The following is a 17335-nucleotide window of genomic DNA, read 5'->3' as shown; positions in this document are numbered from 1 at the left end:
TAATTGTTAAATTTGAAGTGAAACTAAATTATGAAAAAAATGGGAAACAATAACTTGTTAGATACAGTAAAAGCCGAAGCTCAAAAATGGCTTGATGGCGCATACGATGAAGAGACAAAAAATGAAGTAAAAAGAATGTTATCCAACCCTGATAACACAGAATTAATTGATTCCTTCTATAAGAGTTTAGAATTTGGAACCGGTGGATTACGTGGAATTATGGGTGCCGGTTCTAACAGGGTAAACAAATACACCATTGGAGCTGCTACGCAAGGGTTGGCCAACTATCTGAACCGGGAATTTGCACACCTCCCGGAACTGAAAGTGGCCATTGGCCACGACTGCCGAAATAACAGCAGGTATTTTGCAGAGATTGTGGCCGGAGTATTCGCTGCCAACAACATCATAGCATACTTGTTCGAGGATCTTAGACCTACACCTGAGATTTCCTACACCATCAGAAAGTTAAACTGTCAGAGTGGAGTCATTTTGACCGCATCTCACAATCCCAAGGAATATAACGGATACAAAGCTTATTGGAATGATGGTGCTCAAATCATTGCTCCGCACGATAAAAACATCATTGATGAAGTAAATAAAATTACCTCTGTTGAGCATATTAAATTTGAAGGTAATGCCGACAAAATCAGAATTCTTGGTGAAGAGATGGACAATCTGTTCATTGAAGAGGTGAGTAAAATATCTTTGAATCCTGAAATCATTCAAAAACAGAAAGATTTAAAAATTGTCTACTCTCCCATTCACGGAACAACAGTAAAAATAGTTCCTCAGGCGCTCAGGAAGTTTGGATTTGAAAACATCATCAATGTTCCGGAACAAGATGTTGTTAGCGGAGATTTTCCAACGGTAATTTCACCAAACCCCGAAGAACCTGAAGCATTGAAAATGGCCATTGAGAAGGCCATTGAAACAGATGCCGAATTGGTTGCAGCCTCCGATCCGGACGGTGATCGTTTAGGAATTGCCATCAGAAATGATAAAAATGAGTTCATCCTCGTAAATGGAAATCAGACAGCATTATTGCTTACCTGGTATATGATCAGTCAGTGGAAAGAACGTGGTCTGTTAACTGGAAAGGAGTTTACCGTTAAAACCATTGTCACCTCGGAGCTAATCAAAAAAATTGCCGACGATTTTAATGTGGAGTGTTTTGATGCTTTTACCGGTTTCAAATGGATTGCTGCTATTATACGAGATCTGGAAGGCACGAAAAAATATATCTGCGGAGGAGAAGAGAGTTACGGATTTTTGCCGGGCGATTATGTTCGTGATAAAGATGCGGTTGGAGCCATATGTATGATTGCTGAAGTGGCTGCCTGGGCTAAGGAAAATGGCAAAACACTGTTTGAATTGCTTAAGGATATTTATATCGATCATGGATTCTCTTATGAAAGACTTTTGTCCATTGTTAGAAAAGGAAAGTCGGGAGCAGATGAAATTACAGCCATGATGGAAAGATTCCGCAATAATCCTCCAAAAACATTGGGAGGGTCAAAAGTGAACCTGATAAAAGATTACCTGACACTGGTATCCAAAAATCCCAACACTGGTGAAACCCACTCTCTTGAAATGCCTGCCAATTCAGACGTTCTTCAGTTTTTCACCGAAGATGGATCTAAAATCTCTGTACGTCCGTCAGGAACCGAGCCAAAGATCAAGTTCTATTTTGAGGTACAGGGAGCTATGAAAAACCGCGATCAATTTGAAATGGCCACTGCTGAAGCAAACAAAAAGATTGATCTAATTATTAAAGATTTAAAGCTTGACTAAAATTGGTTTTCGACAGAAATCCAAGAACTAATACCATACAGGTTTCATTAAAGCACACAAAGTCAATATGTATACATAAAGACTTGTGTGCTTTTTTCAATCCATGGCTATAATCCCATTCAAAAAGAGCTATTTCAAAAACTCTTTTGGAAAATTAACAAGATACAACCGCTCTGTTGCTCTTGTAACAGCCGTATATAACCACCTTATTAATTCTCGTCCCAGATACTCTTCCGTGAAATATCCGAGATCAATAAAAACAGCTTTCCATTGACCACCCTGTGCTTTATGGCAAGTCATGGCATAGGCAAACTTTATTTGGAGTGCATTATAAAAATCATTTTCACGTGCCAACTCAAACTTCTTACGCCCGGGAGAAACATCGGCATAATCTTCCATTACGGTAGAAAGAAACTTTTCCTGTTGCTCATGCGAAAATCCGGCTCCATCGGAAGATATGCTGTCAAGTATTATGCGAACATCAATTTCAACAGCTCTGTAATCAACTAATTCACAAACAACATCGGCAAAGCGGTAGCCATATAACTCATAATGCTTTTTGATTCGAACAACGCGAGCAATGTCTCCATTGGCAATAAAACCAACTTTATCATCTTCTTTAACCCAATGATAATTATTCTTCATTACAAGGATATAGTCTCCCGTTGATAGCTCATCCTCCCGAAACAGTATGCTGTTTCGGATACCTATGTTGTATTGATTAGCTCTTTTATTTGTGCGACAAACAATCAATGTTTCTTCTTCACCAAATTGCTCATAGCAATGATTAATTTCTCCCTGAAGCTCTGCTCCGGTTATGTTTTTTACATCACCACCTTTTACTATCTCAAGTTTAGGATAATCATCGCACAGATTATTCATCAAAAGCTCACGCAAATAAGTCGCATTCTGCAAAATGTGACTCAATTCAGTTTGCCTAACCACATCCGTAAGTTCCACCTCATTCATATCTAAACCATACGCTTCCAATTCGCCTGCATCCAAAGCCGGACTTACATCCAGTCCAACCGGAGGCAACTGCGCTGAATCTCCAATCAGAACCATGCGGCAATTCTCAGCCTCGTAAACATACTGAATGAGATCATCGAGCAAGCGGCCACTTCCAAAAACAGCTCCGCTTGAGGAATTATTGGCAATCATTGATGCTTCATCTACAATAAAAACAGTATCTTTAAGAAGATTTTTACCAAGCAAAAATCCTCCAAAGCCATCTTTAGAAGATTTTTGTCTGTATATTTGTTTATGAATGGTGAATGCCGGCTGTCCGGCACTATTGGATAAAACTTTTGCAGCACGACCTGTAGGCGCCAAAAGAACACATTTTATCCCAATTTCGCCAAGGACATTTACAAAAGAACTTATCAGTGAGGTTTTTCCTGTTCCGGCATAGCCTTTTATGAGTTGTAAAGGCATGCTTTTTGCAGAAACCATAAATGATGCCAACGCATCAATTGCATTTTTTTGGGATGGTGTTGGGTTATGTTTAAAAATATCGGATATTCTGTTTAAAATATGTTCTTTAACCATTTTTATCGGAATTATTCATTTATAAAAATCAGGATTGATTTTTTTTTATAAATTTGTGGAAACTTTCAAAAACGAAAACCATAAAGATAATGAAAACAGCTTTTCAAATTGTATTAAGTATTGCCATAATCGTTTTAGGCTACATGTGCTATGAAAGCATTCAACGACCAGTGCGCTTTGACAGAGAGTTTAACGAAAGACGTGATAAGGTGATTGACCGTCTAAGAGATATCAGAACCGCACAACTTGCATACAGATCCATACACAGAGAATTCACTGGTAGTTTTGATACGCTTATTAACTTCATTGCAAACGATTCTCTTGCACTTGTAAGAATGGAGGGGATGATAACAGACAGTATGCTTGAAGCAGGAATTACAGATAGAATTGCTCTAGAAATGGGACTTATTACGCGTGATACACTTAGAGTCAGCGTGAGAGACTCACTTTTCAGAAGAAAGCCCTGGATTGTTGACTCTATTCGGTATGTACCTTATGCCCCTGGTACGGAGTTTGAATTGGGTGCTACCATACTAGAAACAGCATCGGGTGTTGATGTTCCTGTGTTTGAAGCAAAGGTTCACAACAACGTATTCACAAAAGGATTGAACAGACAGGAAGTAATAAATATTAACCACAGACTAAGAGAGCTTGAACGCTATCCCGGACTTCGAGTTGGTTCTTTAGAAGAAGCAAACAACAGTGCCGGTAACTGGGAATAAACTACATGTATCATGACAAACTTTTCAGTTGTTGACGATACGTTTGACCCTGGTGTTACGTCATCATATTTTTTATCCATCCAGATTTCTCTGGATGGATTTTCTTTTTGCACCCTTGATCCGGTGCGAAATAAATATATTCAGTTTCAACACATACAATTTGACAAATCCTTACCATTAAGTCAACAAGTGGAAGAGAGTTTTCTAAGAAATGAAAAACTGAATCTACCTTATAAAAAGACTCTGGTCTTGATGCCAACGAACAAGTCGACACTGGTACCCTCAGCACTTTTCGAGCAATCAAAAAAGGAACAATGGCTGAAATTTTGCCATCAAATACCTGAAGATCATCTGGTTTTTTATAATAAAATTAAAATGGCAGATGCTTACAATGTTTTTGCCGTTCCTAATGCTATTCATGAATTATTGATTCGTCAATTCCTAGACCCCTTGTTTTTTCATCAATACACTCCTGTTATTGAGAGTAATCTGGCAATAAATATAAGTGGAAGAGAAAAAACCTTACTGTTTATTAATCTGGCTAATAATTACTTTGATTTGTTCGCCTTTAAAAACAATAACCTCAAACTCTGTAATTCATACAGCATAAAAACAGAAAATGATTTCATATATTTCACGCTGTTTGTTTTTGAACAACTGAAACTTCAGCCTGCTGATACAGAAATTCTCATAAGCGGCTACCATACCAATGGAGAAGAAATGATCAGGCATTTGAGAAGATACATCAGAAAAGTAAAGCAGGTATCCATTCCACATCATTTTCAATACAGCCATATGTTCCGAGAGATTAACAACCAACCATTTTACAACCTGCTAAGTTTACCGGTATGCGTATAGTCAGTGGTTACCTAAAAGGTAGGCGGTTTTCTCCACCGAAAAATTTTCGCGCACGTCCAACAACCGATACGGCGCGAGAAAGTTTATTCAACATTTTGGCCAACATCATAGATTTTGAATCTGTTGATATTCTGGATCTCTTTTCCGGAACCGGTGCCATCTCATTTGAATTTGCTTCCAGAGGGGCAAATTCAGTTACGCTTGTTGAGAAGAACTACCACCATTACAGTTTTATACGAAAATGTATTGATGAGCTGGAATTAAATGAGGTCATAAAACCAGTGAAAACTGATGTTTTCACTTATCTGGATCATGTGTCAGATCAACAGTATGACATTATTTTTGCAGACCCTCCTTTTGATCTTAAGGAATTCGAGAAAATCGTTCCAGCCGTACTGGATAGAAATTTGTTAAAAACTGACGGAATATTTATTCTTGAACATGGTCCCGACAAGAATTTTTCTGATTTTGCAAATTTTAATCAGCAGAGAAAATACGGAAAAGTTTGTTTTTCATTTTTTGGTAACAAGCCTGAAGAATAGTTCTAACGAATCAACCGTGATAATGATACAAAAAAAGGATAATCAAAAATGATTATCCTTTTTTTGCGGTCTGGACGGGACTCGAACCCGCGACCCTCGGCGTGACAGGCCGATATTCTAACCAACTGAACTACCAGACCAACAAATCTATTCTGTAATTATTTAAAGCGGTCTGGACGGGACTCGAACCCGCGACCCTCGGCGTGACAGGCCGATATTCTAACCAACTGAACTACCAGACCAGAAAGATTTGTTGTTGCCCTTTCTTTTAAAGGCGTTGCAAAGATAATGGTTCTTTTTATTTATGCAATAATCAGGACTCTGTTTTATGTTATTTTTTTACCCTGAAACATGCAGTTATATGGAAATCAGTGACAAAATTTCATATTGAAAATCATTAATGTTCGGTAAAACTTTCGAAATAGCTCCCTTTGGTCGATATGAAAAGGAATTCGAGGGTTTTTGCTTTGGATTAATTCTTGTTTTCTTGGATGCCTAGGTTGTAAATCAAAAAAAGCGACAAAGGCATTACCTGTGTCGCTTTTCAGTAAAAAATATGTCTGTTAATTAGTCTACGTACCTGTCAATTTTATTCAGTAATCCATCAACGGTAATGATCTCAAGGTATGTGGTACCTCCGCCTATTCCAAAACTTCCGCCAAGATAAGCAATCAGATCATCGTTATCGAGAATATTCTTCTTTTGAAGTTTTACAAGTGTATTATGCATAATTTCCGTCTTGGAACTACCAGCTTCGGTTAAACGCGGGAATACTCCGTATGATAGAGCCAACTCCCTCCCTACTCTCTTATTATAGCATAATGCCACAACAGGCATATTGCCTCTAAAAGCAGCAAGATATCGTGCTGTTTTACCAGTCAAGCTATCATTCATTACCGCTTTAATGGGCAATTCTTTGGCTGCTTTAACGGCTGTATCACATAAGTAAGCTGTGATGTCGTGTTTTACCAAGTCAACCGGGATATCGTTTCTTGAGTCTTTTGCAGCCTCTACTTCTGCTGCAATTTTAGACATGGTTCGAACTGCTTCAACAGGATATTTACCGTATGCAGTTTCTCCGCTGAGCATGATTGCATCGGTACGATAATAAATCGCATTAGCGACATCGGTAACCTCTGCACGGGTTGGACGAGGATTTGAAATCATGCTGTGAAGCATCTGGGTTGCCACAATTACAGGCTTTTTGGCTTCTACGCACTTACGAATTAACTGGCGTTGTACCAATGGAATTTTTTCCTGAGGAATCTCAATACCAAGGTCGCCCCTGGCCACCATAACACCGTACACATTATCCAAAATTTCATCGATGTTTTCAACACCTTCCTGATTTTCAATTTTAGCAATGATTTTCACCGGGCTATCCTGCGCATCAAGTATTTTCTGAATTTCTTTAACATCCTCGGCATTGCGAACAAATGAGTGAGCAATAAAATCAATTTCATTCTCAATAGCGTAATTGATGAAATCAAGGTCTCTTTCTGTTAATGATGGTAAACTGATTCTAACACCTGGAACGTTTATACTTTTACGACTTCCAAGCGTTCCATTATTCAAGACTTCACAAACCAAGCCGTTTTCAGAGGAATCCACAACAATTAAATCAATTTCTCCATCATCAATCAAAATGTGACTTCCAACCGCAACATCTTCAACAATATTCTTATATGAAACATTGATGCATTCAGGTGTGGTTTCTTTATCGGGATTTCCGTTAATCAATATGGTATCGCCGGTTTGTAATTCAATTGGTGCCTGACTTTTAGTCGTTCTGATCTCAGGTCCTTTGGTGTCAATTAAAATAGCAATTTTCTCTGAAACCTGACGAACGTTTGCGATGATCCGGGTCAGCCCTTCATAGTCTAAGTGAGCTGTATTCATCCGTACAACATTCATTCCGGCTTTATACAACTGTTTGATAAAATCCACTTCACATCGTTGATCAGATATTGTGGCAACAATCTTTGTGTGTTTGGTCATTTGTAAATTCATCGTATCTTATTATTGTTCTGTTATGCGACTCTGTGATTAAATGCAACTAATTGAAAATGACATCATCATATATAGTTAATGATCTGATTTCCAATATAAAAACTCCAATAAATCTGAGGATTTGATGTCAGAGTTTTCAAGCTTCAATTTTAAGGATTATTCTGTATGTATGTTCCTCTGAAACAAATAAAAATAATTAAATAATTGTAAATTAGACATGTGGCATAATTTAATCCTGATTAATGAACGCTTCCAAAGCCAAACGATAGGATTCCATTCCGAATCCTGCTATAACGCCCTTTACTACAGGCGATAAAAAAGAATGGTGCCTAAAGGTTTCCCGTTTATATACATTTGAGATATGGACTTCAATTACAGGTGAATTTATAGCAGCTATTGCATCAGCAATAGCGACAGATGTATGGGTATAAGCACCCGCATTTAAAATAATTCCATCCTGATTAAACCCTTCTTTATGTAAACAATCTAATAAACCGCCCTCACTGTTAGATTGAAAATAAGATAAATCAACAATAGGGTACAAAGTCTTAAGAGAATCAAAGTATTGATCAAAAGACATGGTACCATAAATACTGGGTTCTCTTTTTCCCAATAGATTTAAATTGGGGCCATTAATTATCAGGATTTTCATGTTTCTATAATTTATTTTTCAAGTTCACATGGAACTCGTCCCGAAGACACGTGACTCGTTTCATCTGTTTATAATTTGTTTTTACATTGTTTCCGTAGCACAGGTACTCATATTATGATATAGTATTATTTGGAATTAATATCCACAATAAATAATGGATTACATGACGTTATTTAAAGTAGATATAAAATTCACTAATGATAAATTACACATTTTAAATATTTTCGCAATGCAAAATTAAGATAACTGTTTCAAATAAAAAACTTCATGATTATGAAACTTTTAATAATTTTATTTGCAATTACATAAAAAAAATTCGCAATTTTAGCAAAATATTAATCAGTGCAAATTTTATATTCACTATATTACGAACAAACGGGAAATATTCATTAAATTTTAATTGTATTATGAATTGGGAATCAGAAATTAGTGCATTTAGAAATTATCTGAAATTAGAAAAGGGGTTATCAGATAATTCTATTCATGCTTACATCACAGATCTATATAAGTTGGTTCAATTTTTAAAAGACAAGGGTTATTCATTAGAACCGGAGAAAGTCACACTGAGCCATCTTAAAGAGATGATGGAATGGATAAACAGCAGAGGAATCAGTCCACGCACTCAGGCAAGGATCATCAGCGGAATAAAATCTTTCTATAAATTTTTGCTCATTGAGGAAAAAGTTGAAAAAGATCCCACAGCACTACTCGAAGCTCCAAAAGTAGGAAGAAAGCTGCCTGAAATTCTTTCTGTTGAAGAAATTGACACCATTATTAACACAGTTGACACCAAAAAACCTGAAGGACAGCGTAATAAAGCAATCCTTGAAACACTTTACAGCTGTGGTTTAAGGGTATCTGAACTAATTGATTTAAAGATTTCCAACCTGTTCTTCGAGTCAGGATTCATCAAAATTGAAGGAAAAGGCAGTAAAGAGCGTTTGGTGCCAATCAGCACCAAAGCCATTAAGGAAATTAATCTTTACCTCAGCGAATATCGTCGCAATCTGAAGATTCATCCTGAGCATGAAGACATACTATTCCTTAATCGCAGAGGGAAGAAGCTCTCTAGGGTAATGATATTTACCATCATTAAAAACATTACCCGGAAATTGAATCTTGAGAAAAACATCAGTCCGCATACATTCCGTCACTCATTTGCAACACACTTGATCGATGGCGGTGCAAATTTGCGTGCGGTACAGGAGATGCTTGGTCATGAGTCAATTATAACAACTGAAATCTATACGCATTTGGACAAAGAATATTTAAAAAATACCATTATACAATATCATCCAAGAACTTAGAGCATTATTTATTATATTATATCGAATAGGATTTCCATAGATAATGTAACACAGATAAGTTTTCGGTTTATTTAATTTGAAAAATTGAAGAAAATATCTGTGGATAGAAAATGTTAAAAAAGGTTCCCATTCTGGGAACCTTTTTTATAATAACCATATTTTGAGTTTTATTAACAAAGTTTGTTTTAATAATTTGTCTGAAGTACTCCCAAAACAAGCGAATAACAGCACCATAAACACAAGCACCATTACTTCGCACAAGTGCATCATACTCTACTTATTCAACTCTTTTCTTAATGCACGCTCTAAAGTTGGAAATGAAAAATCAAAACCATCAGCAAGTAACCGTTGGGGAATCACCTGCTGGCCTTCGGAAAGAGCAGATGCCCCTTCACCAAACAGAAGTTTCAGTCCCCAAACCGGAACGGGAAAAATGGCCGGTCTTTTTAAAGTTTTGGCCAAGGTGGAGGTAAACTGACGATTGTTAAGTATCTCAGGCGCAACCAGATTATATATACCTGTAGCTTTGGGAATTTTAACCGCACCGGAAACGGCTCTTACAACATCGGATAAATGAATCCATGGAAAAAATTGTTCACCTGAACCTATGGGTCCACCAAGGCCAAGTTTAAACGGTAACAACATTTGTTTTAAAGCTCCGCCTTTTTTAGAAAGCACCACTCCCAATCTGAAAATGGTTAGTCTAACCCGTTTTGAATCCAATTTTAAAGCTTCACCTTCCCAATTTTGACAAACTTTGGATAAAAAATCTCCTGCATAATTTAATGAAAACTCATCATGTACCGAAATGGTATCATATATACCAACTGCCGATGCTGAAACAAACTCCTTTGGAGGATTCTCCATTTGATTGACTGCCTCAACAATGGCACGTGTGGTATTTACCCGGCTGCTATAAATTTCCTCTTTCCATTTCTTAGTCCATCTCTTTGCAATGGGTGCACCGGCAAGATTAACAACTGCCGAAGTTCCTTCAAGAAGGTTCTTTAGATGTTCGGTTCCTTTGGACAAGTCGCTCCTTGAAATGGGAATGACTTCATCGTTCGCAGAACGAAACTCATTGGCAACAGCGTTGCCAATGAGTCCGCTTATACCACATATTGCTATTCTCATAACTAAACTTCTTTAACAAACCCTGATTTTAAATGCAAATCCCGCTGAGGGAAAGGAATGGTAACGTTATGTTCCCTGAATTTTGCATCTATTGCAAAACGCAATTTACTCCGTATTCTTTCTACTAAAAACACATCATCAATCCAAAATAAAAGCCTGAAATCGAGAGAAGAATCTCCAAAATCAGTAAACAAAACGATGGTTTCATCATCACGAATAACATCTTCGCATTCTCTGGCAGCCTCTAACAGGAGTTTCTCAACAAGCCTGACATCCGAACCATAAGCCACACCAACATCAACTGAAAAACGGGTGCGTGGTTCGTTGTAACTCCAGTTTATTACTTTATCGCTTACAAATTTGTTGTTGGGAACAATCATGATAATGTTATCCCGGGTTCTGATTTTTGACGTACGTAAACCTACTTCCAAAACCCTACCAACTACACCAGACTCCAGTTCAACAACATCTTCTGCCTTTATTATACCCTCAAAGAGAATGACCAGTCCCGAAACAAAGTCATTGAACAAGCCCTGGATACCAAACCCCAAACCGACCAACAAGGCAGCTGAACCGGCTATTAGCATATTGATGCTTACACCGATGGAATCAAGCAACAGCAACACGGCTATCAGCCATATCAGATATTTTAAAATCTGAAACAAACTTTTTGATTGGCCGGAACTCAAACCTTTTTTCTGTGCCTGTCGCGTGTATACAACCTCCACAATTCGCAATGCCACAGCGATGCCATACAAAACCAGAACTACATAAAACAGAACTCCCGGAGTAATTTTGATGTCGCCAAATGAAAAGAGTTGGTCTCCAAAAAAGTCAATTAAAAATTCGCCTGCAAATTTTAACCAAATACCTCCGACAACCAGAAACAGGAAAATCATAAAGAACCGATGAACCTGTCGTCCTACTTTTGATTCAATATTAAACTTTGAAGTGAATCGTGTTATCGAGGATTTCAAAAAATTATTGGTAAATATTAAAAAGTAAATTCCTGCAAGTACAGAAACAACCAAAATAGGTGAAACCGGAACTTCATCAAATAAAATCACAACCGGCATAGAGAAAAACTCAGCAATGGTTAAACCGGCAATGTAAAGAACTGCCACAAAGGCCAGCAACAACAATACCAACCGAATTATCCATAAAGCAACCGAAGTGCCCTCCTCCTCTCCTTTTTTAATGAGGCGGCCGAACAGCATCCATAAGAATATGGTTAAAACAGCAACCCCACCCATTTGAAGATACTGAATTCCGGTTAACTGAAACAACCAACCCTCGTTCTGTAATACTGAATCTATCATAATTTGAGGTTAAATAGAACCTGATTCACACTTTAAACTTTTTCTTCCAACAACTTTTCCAACTCCTCTACAGAAATATTGTACTTACCCTTTCCCTCACTAAAAAATGAAATTCGTCCGGTCTCTTCTGAAACCACAATGGCTGTAGCATCCGTTGACTCGGTAATTCCCATTGCCGCCCGATGCCTCAAACCAATGTGCTTGGGAACATCCATATTTTGAGAAACCGGTAAAATGCATCCGGCAGCCTTTATTTTACTCTGACTGATGATTACAGCACCATCGTGCATTGGTGCATTTTTAAAAAAGATGGACTTTAACAACTGACGCGAAATAACCGCGTTAATCAACTCCCCGGTCTGCACAAAATCAATCAGTTCCGATTTTCTGGTTATCACAATTAATGCACCTGTTTTTGTTTTGGCAAACTCCTCGCACGAGCGAACCACCGGTTTTATGTATATGCTCATCATGCCGGGTGTTTTCATGGCAAATAGGTTATCGAACGAGAAACCTGCCAAATTATACCGGCTACCTAGAAGCAGTAAAAATCGCCGTATTTCCTGCTGAAACACAATGATGATTGCAAGCACACCCACATTTACAAAGTTATCGAGAATGGTAGATGATAATTGCATGTTTAATGCCTTAATCATTAACCAGAATACAATAAAAGCAAAAATACCAATGAAAATATTAAGTGCAACAGTCCCTTTAATCAGCTTGTAGAGGCGGTACATCAGGTAAGCCACCAGTACAATATCTATTATGTCGATGAGTCGGATATCCAGAAAGGTCATAACTATTGCTTCAGTTTTGTGAACAATTTAACACATTCCACAGCCTCTTTTACATCGTGAACCCTCAGAATGGAAGCTCCCTTGCCCAGTGCAATGGTATTTAGCACCGAAGTGCCATTCAAGGCACTTTCAGCATCGGTTTCAAAGTAGCGATATATCATCGATTTTCGGGACAAACCAACCAAAAGTGGCAGTTCAAAAAGCGCCAATTCTTCCAAGGCATTTAAAAGGATGTAGTTCTGGTTTAGTGTCTTTCCGAAGCCAAATCCGGGGTCGATGATAACATCGGCCACTCCAATGGTTCTCAGTGCATCCACCCTTTTCGCAAGCCACAACGAAACATCGGCCACTACATCTTTATATACTGGCGACTGCTGCATGTTTTGAGGAGTTCCCTGCATGTGCATCAAAATATATGGCACTTTCAGGGAAGCGATGGTGGCAAACATTTGGTCATCCATCTCCCCTCCCGCAATGTCGTTAATGATATCGGCTTCTCCTTCAATGATGGCTTTGCGAGCTACCGCCGACCGAAAAGTGTCCACAGAGATGATGATGTCCGGAAATTTTTGGCGAATACTTTTCAAAACAGGCATCAGCCTGTTTATCTCCTCCTCTTCGGAAATATGTTCTGCACCCGGCCTGGAGGAATATGCACCCACGTCCACCATTTTTCCTCCCTGTAACAGAATCTCTTCTACTCTTTGTAACACCTCCTTCTCGCCAGTGAAGCGACTACCAGAATAAAAAGAGTCGGGTGTGGCATTTAAAATGCCCATCACCGCCGGGGTGGATAAATCCATCAATTGTCCACGACAATTGATGTACCTTTTGCATTTTAGAAAAGATTCAGTTTCAATCTGTGCAGTTATATTTTTTGATATGGTATCCATTTATCGTTGTTATCTCTTACAAAAGAAAACAAAATAGCAATAATTTCAAACAAAGAAGAGGATTCGTTCACTTCCAATCGGTCATTTTTTGTATTTTTACCCGTTGAAAAGATATTTTTTTCCAAACGGTTACAATAAAATTCCATGTCGCAAGCAACAGACCAGCAATTTGAACATGTTATAGAGATATGTCGTGAAGTTTTTGAGAAAAAAATGACCGACTACGGCACTGCCTGGCGGGTGTTACGCCCCGAATCGGTAACCGACCAGATTTTTATTAAAGCTCAACGCATTCGCAGTTTGCAGGTAAAGGGAATATCAAAGGTGGACGAAGGCATCAGGCCGGAGTTCATTGGTATTGTTAATTATGCTGTCATGGCATTGATTCAGCTGGAAAAAGGCGTTTCCGATAATCCCGACATGAACCAGGATGAAACCCTTGAGCTTTACACCAGGCATTTATACAGTGCAAAAAGTTTGATGGAGAATAAAAATCACGATTACGATGAAGCGTGGCGAAGCATGCGAATCAGTTCGCTGTGCGACCTGATTCTGATGAAACTCTACCGCACCAAACAGATTGAGGACAATAAAGGACAAACCCTGGTTTCAGAAGGCATAGATGCCAACTACATGGACATGATTAACTATGCAGTTTTTGCCCTTATCAAACTGGAGTTTCCGGAAAACTAGAAATGAGATTTTAGAAAAAGAGAGAATATGATTATAATAAACTGATTCATTTTTCGGATTCTAATCTATCTGTCTAACATCTATAATTCTATTAATCTATTTAAATAACTAAAAATATGACAGCTATCATTAAGTTTTTGTGTAGACTAATACCAGCCGTCACCTTTATTTTCTCAGGCTTTGTAAAAGCCGTTGATCCCACCGGAGGTTCTGTAAAATTCCACGACTATTTTGTGGCATTTAATATGGACTGGCTCATTCCCATTGCCATGCCTTTGGCCATTTTACTGGCCATTATAGAATTTATTCTTGGGACTTACCTGTTGTTGGGACTTTCGTTGCGGAAAGTAATTCCGGCTGTGTTGGGTTTTATGAGTTTTTTCACTGTATTAACCCTTTATATTGCCATTTATAATCCTGTTACCGATTGCGGTTGTTTTGGTGATGCTTTAAAAATCACCAATTGGCAAACTTTCTGGAAAAACGTAATCGTGCTGATATTTACCTTGGGTGCATGGTTTTTCCGAAAAGAATACAGAGCACCGGGGACAACTTTACGCCGAATAGCGACATCGTTATCACTGGTTATTTACATCTCCTCTGTTGTTTGGTACAGCCTTGCCAATTTGCCAATATTCGACTTCAGACCATTAAAACCGGGAGCTCATGTTGAATCTTTGATTTCCATTCCGGAAGGAGCCGAAATGCCCGAATTTGAAACCATATTTATACTTGAGAAAGACGGTCAACGAGAAACCTTTACCGTTGAAAACTATCCATACGACGATACCACCTGGGTTTTTATCGACAGCGAAACTCGTATTATTAAAGAAGGATATGTACCTCCATTAGAGGCACTGGCCTTTATCGACGACGAGATGGGTGATATAACCCACGACATTATCTACCACCCGGAAGCGGTTTTTTTACTGATTTCACCGGACTTAACACAAATGGCTTCAAAATCCATTGAACCACTGTCGGAACTCGCTAAAGCAGCCAGTGAACAGTTTGTTCCGTTTTATTGCGTAACAGCTTCCGATTCTCAGGTGTCTGCCAGGTTTGAACGGGAATACCACACCGGATTTCATTTTCTTTCTACAGATGCCATTACCCTTAAAACCATGATTCGTTCAAACCCAGGATTAATCATGATTTACGATGGTGTTGTAATTGCCAAATGGCATTACAACAATCTGCCGGAAGCTGAAATCATGAAAAATCCTCTATCATACGCGCTGACTGAGAAAAACCAAAAAAGAGACAACCTGGTTTTATGGGTGCACATCTTCACATTGATTTTAATACCAGTAGTATTTTTAACTAGTAGAACCATAAATAACAGAAAATGAGACAGAACATTGTAGCAGGAAACTGGAAAATGAACAAAACCCTGCAAGAGGGAATTGAATTGGCAAAAGATGTAAACCAACGTGTTAACGCCATCACACCAAAATGCAAAGTGGTTTTGGGAACTCCATTTATACATATTACCGAAGTTGTAAATGTAGTTGACGGTGATAAAGTGGCGGTTGCTGCCCAAAATTGTGCCGATAAAGTATCAGGTGCCTATACAGGTGAGGTATCAGCTGAAATGGTTAAATCCACCGGAGCTGCATACGTTATTTTGGGACACTCTGAGCGTCGTGCGTATTATGGTGAGACCAATGCCATTCTGAAAGAAAAAACCGATTTGGCATTAGCCAACAACCTTCGTCCAATCTTCTGTATTGGTGAAGTATTGTCTGAAAGAGAAGCCAACACACATTTTGATGTGGTAAAAAGCCAGATTAAAGAGGCTCTTTTCCACCTTTCGGCAGATGATTTCGGTAAAATAGTTCTTGCCTACGAACCTGTATGGGCAATTGGAACCGGAAAAACCGCAAGCTCCGACCAGGCTCAGGAAATGCATGCCTTTATTCGCGGGTTAATTACCGACAAATACGGTAAAGAAGTTGCCGACAACATCTCCATTCTATATGGTGGAAGCTGTAACCCCAAAAATGCTCAGGAGTTGTTTGCCAATCCCGATGTGGACGGTGGATTAATTGGTGGTGCTTCGCTTAAAGCAGAAGACTTTTTGGCCATCATTACTGCATTTTAATTAATCATTCACGATAATTTTCGTGAATTCAACTTTTCTACCCATATTTTATCTGTTTTGATATGATATGGGTAGATTTTTTAGAAGAATATCGCAATGAACTACATCAAGTTAACGGTTACGCTTCATCCATTTAATCAGGATGCTTCAGATTTGCTTATGGCAAATCTGGGTGAACAAGGATTTGAAAGCTTCATGGAAAACGAAAATGGCTTCGAAGCATACATTGAAGAAAGCCAATATTCAACGGAAATTCCGGATAATCTGGAAATGCCGATTCCCGGAATTTCCATTCATCACACCTTAGAAACCATCGAAAAAAAAAATTGGAATGAAGAGTGGGAAAAACATTACTTTCAACCCATTGTTGTAGCAGACCAGTGCGTGGTTCGCAGTCCCTTTCATCATGACTATCCGCAAGTTCCAATTGAAATCGTGATAGAGCCTAAAATGTCCTTTGGCACAGGCCATCATGCCACTACCGGCATGATGATGGAGTATATTCTGGAAAATGACATGAACAACAAAGTTGTTCTTGATATGGGATGTGGAACCGGAATTTTAGGCATTCTGGCTTCAATACGAGGGGCAAAAAAGGTAACAGCCATCGACATTGACGACTGGTGTACCGAAAACTGCACCGAAAACAACCATATCAATAACATCCATAATATGGATGTTATCACTGGTGATGCATCACAACTGCCAAAATCGGAAGAATTTGATGTTATTCTGGCCAACATCAACCGCAATATTCTTATCAACGATATTGCGACATACAGTCAATGTCTGAAAAAAGGTGGATTACTTTTATTAAGCGGATTCTATACAGAAGATATACCAGCCATAGATGCAATTGCTAAAAAACATCAATTGAAAATAAAATCCTCAAAAGAGAATAACAATTGGGCTTCTGTTGCGTATGAGAAATAAGCCAAATAATATTTGGCATAATTAACGTG

16 protein-coding genes and 2 tRNA genes are annotated in these 17335 nt (G+C 38.4%); 9 read left to right on the top strand and 9 right to left on the bottom strand.

Annotation, left to right across the window (positions count from 1 at the left end; translation table 11 throughout):
• The first annotated feature begins 39 nt into the window (after positions 1-39).
• The gene (locus B5X70_RS10635; protein ID WP_079557963.1) at positions 40-1791 is read left to right on the top strand and encodes a phospho-sugar mutase; all 1752 of its coding nucleotides are present in this window, start codon (positions 40-42) and stop codon (positions 1789-1791) included.
• Positions 1792-1920: 129 nt separating this feature from the next.
• Here B5X70_RS10635 and B5X70_RS10630 read toward each other — a convergent pair whose 3' ends face one another.
• Positions 1921-3339 carry an ATP-dependent DNA helicase gene (locus tag B5X70_RS10630; RefSeq protein WP_079557885.1) on the bottom strand — a complete coding sequence of 473 codons (1419 nt, stop codon included), beginning with the start codon at positions 3337-3339 and terminating at the stop codon, positions 1921-1923.
• Between the two features lie 89 nt (positions 3340-3428).
• Between B5X70_RS10630 and B5X70_RS10625 the strand changes: the two genes are divergently transcribed.
• The 3 genes from B5X70_RS10625 to B5X70_RS10615 are packed head-to-tail and all read left to right on the top strand — an operon-like array spanning position 3429 to position 5461.
• Positions 3429-4061: a hypothetical protein gene (locus tag B5X70_RS10625; RefSeq protein ID WP_079557884.1), complete on the top strand. Its 633-nt coding sequence runs from the start codon at positions 3429-3431 to the stop codon at positions 4059-4061.
• Positions 4062-4073: 12 nt separating this feature from the next.
• Positions 4074-4919 (top strand): DUF3822 family protein, encoded by an 846-nt coding sequence (locus tag B5X70_RS10620; RefSeq protein WP_232468342.1) that lies wholly within the window; start codon positions 4074-4076, stop codon positions 4917-4919.
• Positions 4910-5461, top strand: a complete 552-nt coding sequence (locus tag B5X70_RS10615) for an RsmD family RNA methyltransferase (RefSeq protein ID WP_079557882.1) — start codon at positions 4910-4912, stop codon at positions 5459-5461. The genes B5X70_RS10620 and B5X70_RS10615 overlap by 10 nt, the downstream gene beginning before the upstream one ends.
• 66 nt (positions 5462-5527) lie before the next feature.
• Here B5X70_RS10615 and B5X70_RS10610 read toward each other — a convergent pair.
• From B5X70_RS10610 to aroQ, 4 genes are all read right to left on the bottom strand, one after another.
• Positions 5528-5601 (bottom strand) — tRNA-Asp (locus B5X70_RS10610).
• A gap of 28 nt (positions 5602-5629) precedes the next feature.
• Positions 5630-5703, bottom strand: a tRNA-Asp gene (locus B5X70_RS10605).
• Positions 5704-6028: 325 nt separating this feature from the next.
• On the bottom strand, positions 6029-7459 hold the full coding sequence (gene pyk / locus B5X70_RS10600; RefSeq protein WP_079557962.1) for a pyruvate kinase: 1431 nt from the start codon (positions 7457-7459) through the stop codon (positions 6029-6031).
• Positions 7460-7700: 241 nt separating this feature from the next.
• Entirely contained in the window at positions 7701-8123 is a 423-nt protein-coding gene (gene aroQ, locus B5X70_RS10595; RefSeq protein WP_079557881.1) for a type II 3-dehydroquinate dehydratase, read from the bottom strand.
• A 407-nt stretch (positions 8124-8530) separates the two neighbouring features.
• On the opposite strand from aroQ, the gene xerD reads away from it, so the two are divergent.
• Entirely contained in the window at positions 8531-9430 is a 900-nt protein-coding gene (gene xerD / locus B5X70_RS10590) for a site-specific tyrosine recombinase XerD (RefSeq protein WP_079557880.1), read from the top strand.
• A gap of 273 nt (positions 9431-9703) precedes the next feature.
• Here the strand turns inward: xerD and B5X70_RS10580 are convergent, their stop codons facing one another.
• From B5X70_RS10580 to folP, 4 genes are read right to left on the bottom strand one after another with little or no spacing between them, the layout of a single operon-like run.
• The gene (locus tag B5X70_RS10580) at positions 9704-10564 is read right to left on the bottom strand and encodes a TIGR01777 family oxidoreductase (protein ID WP_079557878.1); all 861 of its coding nucleotides are present in this window, start codon (positions 10562-10564) and stop codon (positions 9704-9706) included.
• A gap of 2 nt (positions 10565-10566) precedes the next feature.
• On the bottom strand, positions 10567-11883 hold the full coding sequence (locus tag B5X70_RS10575; protein ID WP_079557877.1) for a mechanosensitive ion channel family protein: 1317 nt from the start codon (positions 11881-11883) through the stop codon (positions 10567-10569).
• Positions 11884-11915: 32 nt separating this feature from the next.
• Complete coding sequence (gene cdaA / locus B5X70_RS10570) at positions 11916-12683, bottom strand: diadenylate cyclase CdaA (RefSeq protein ID WP_079557876.1); 768 nt, start codon at positions 12681-12683, stop codon at positions 11916-11918.
• A 2-nt stretch (positions 12684-12685) separates the two neighbouring features.
• Complete coding sequence (folP, locus tag B5X70_RS10565) at positions 12686-13576, bottom strand: dihydropteroate synthase (protein WP_079557875.1); 891 nt, start codon at positions 13574-13576, stop codon at positions 12686-12688.
• Positions 13577-13720: 144 nt separating this feature from the next.
• Between folP and B5X70_RS10560 the strand changes: the two genes are divergently transcribed.
• The 4 genes from B5X70_RS10560 to prmA all read left to right on the top strand — a co-directional run bounded on the left by B5X70_RS10560 (position 13721) and on the right by prmA (position 17306).
• Positions 13721-14269, top strand: coding sequence for a DUF1599 domain-containing protein (locus tag B5X70_RS10560; RefSeq protein WP_079557874.1), 549 nt, complete (start codon positions 13721-13723; stop codon positions 14267-14269).
• Positions 14270-14385: 116 nt separating this feature from the next.
• The gene (locus B5X70_RS10555) at positions 14386-15621 is read left to right on the top strand and encodes a BT_3928 family protein (protein WP_079557873.1); all 1236 of its coding nucleotides are present in this window, start codon (positions 14386-14388) and stop codon (positions 15619-15621) included.
• On the top strand, positions 15618-16373 hold the full coding sequence (gene tpiA, locus B5X70_RS10550; protein ID WP_079557872.1) for a triose-phosphate isomerase: 756 nt from the start codon (positions 15618-15620) through the stop codon (positions 16371-16373). The genes B5X70_RS10555 and tpiA overlap by 4 nt, the downstream gene beginning before the upstream one ends.
• A 96-nt stretch (positions 16374-16469) precedes the next feature.
• On the top strand, positions 16470-17306 hold the full coding sequence (gene prmA, locus B5X70_RS10545; protein ID WP_079557871.1) for a 50S ribosomal protein L11 methyltransferase: 837 nt from the start codon (positions 16470-16472) through the stop codon (positions 17304-17306).
• Positions 17307-17335: the final 29 nt, after the last annotated feature.

This window comes from Alkalitalea saponilacus (assembly GCF_900168165.1).
GTDB classification, from domain to species: Bacteria; Bacteroidota; Bacteroidia; order Bacteroidales; family Marinilabiliaceae; genus Natronoflexus; species Natronoflexus saponilacus.
The sequence above is the reverse complement of the archived record's forward strand: the minus strand, read 5'-3'. Positions and strand labels throughout refer to the sequence as shown.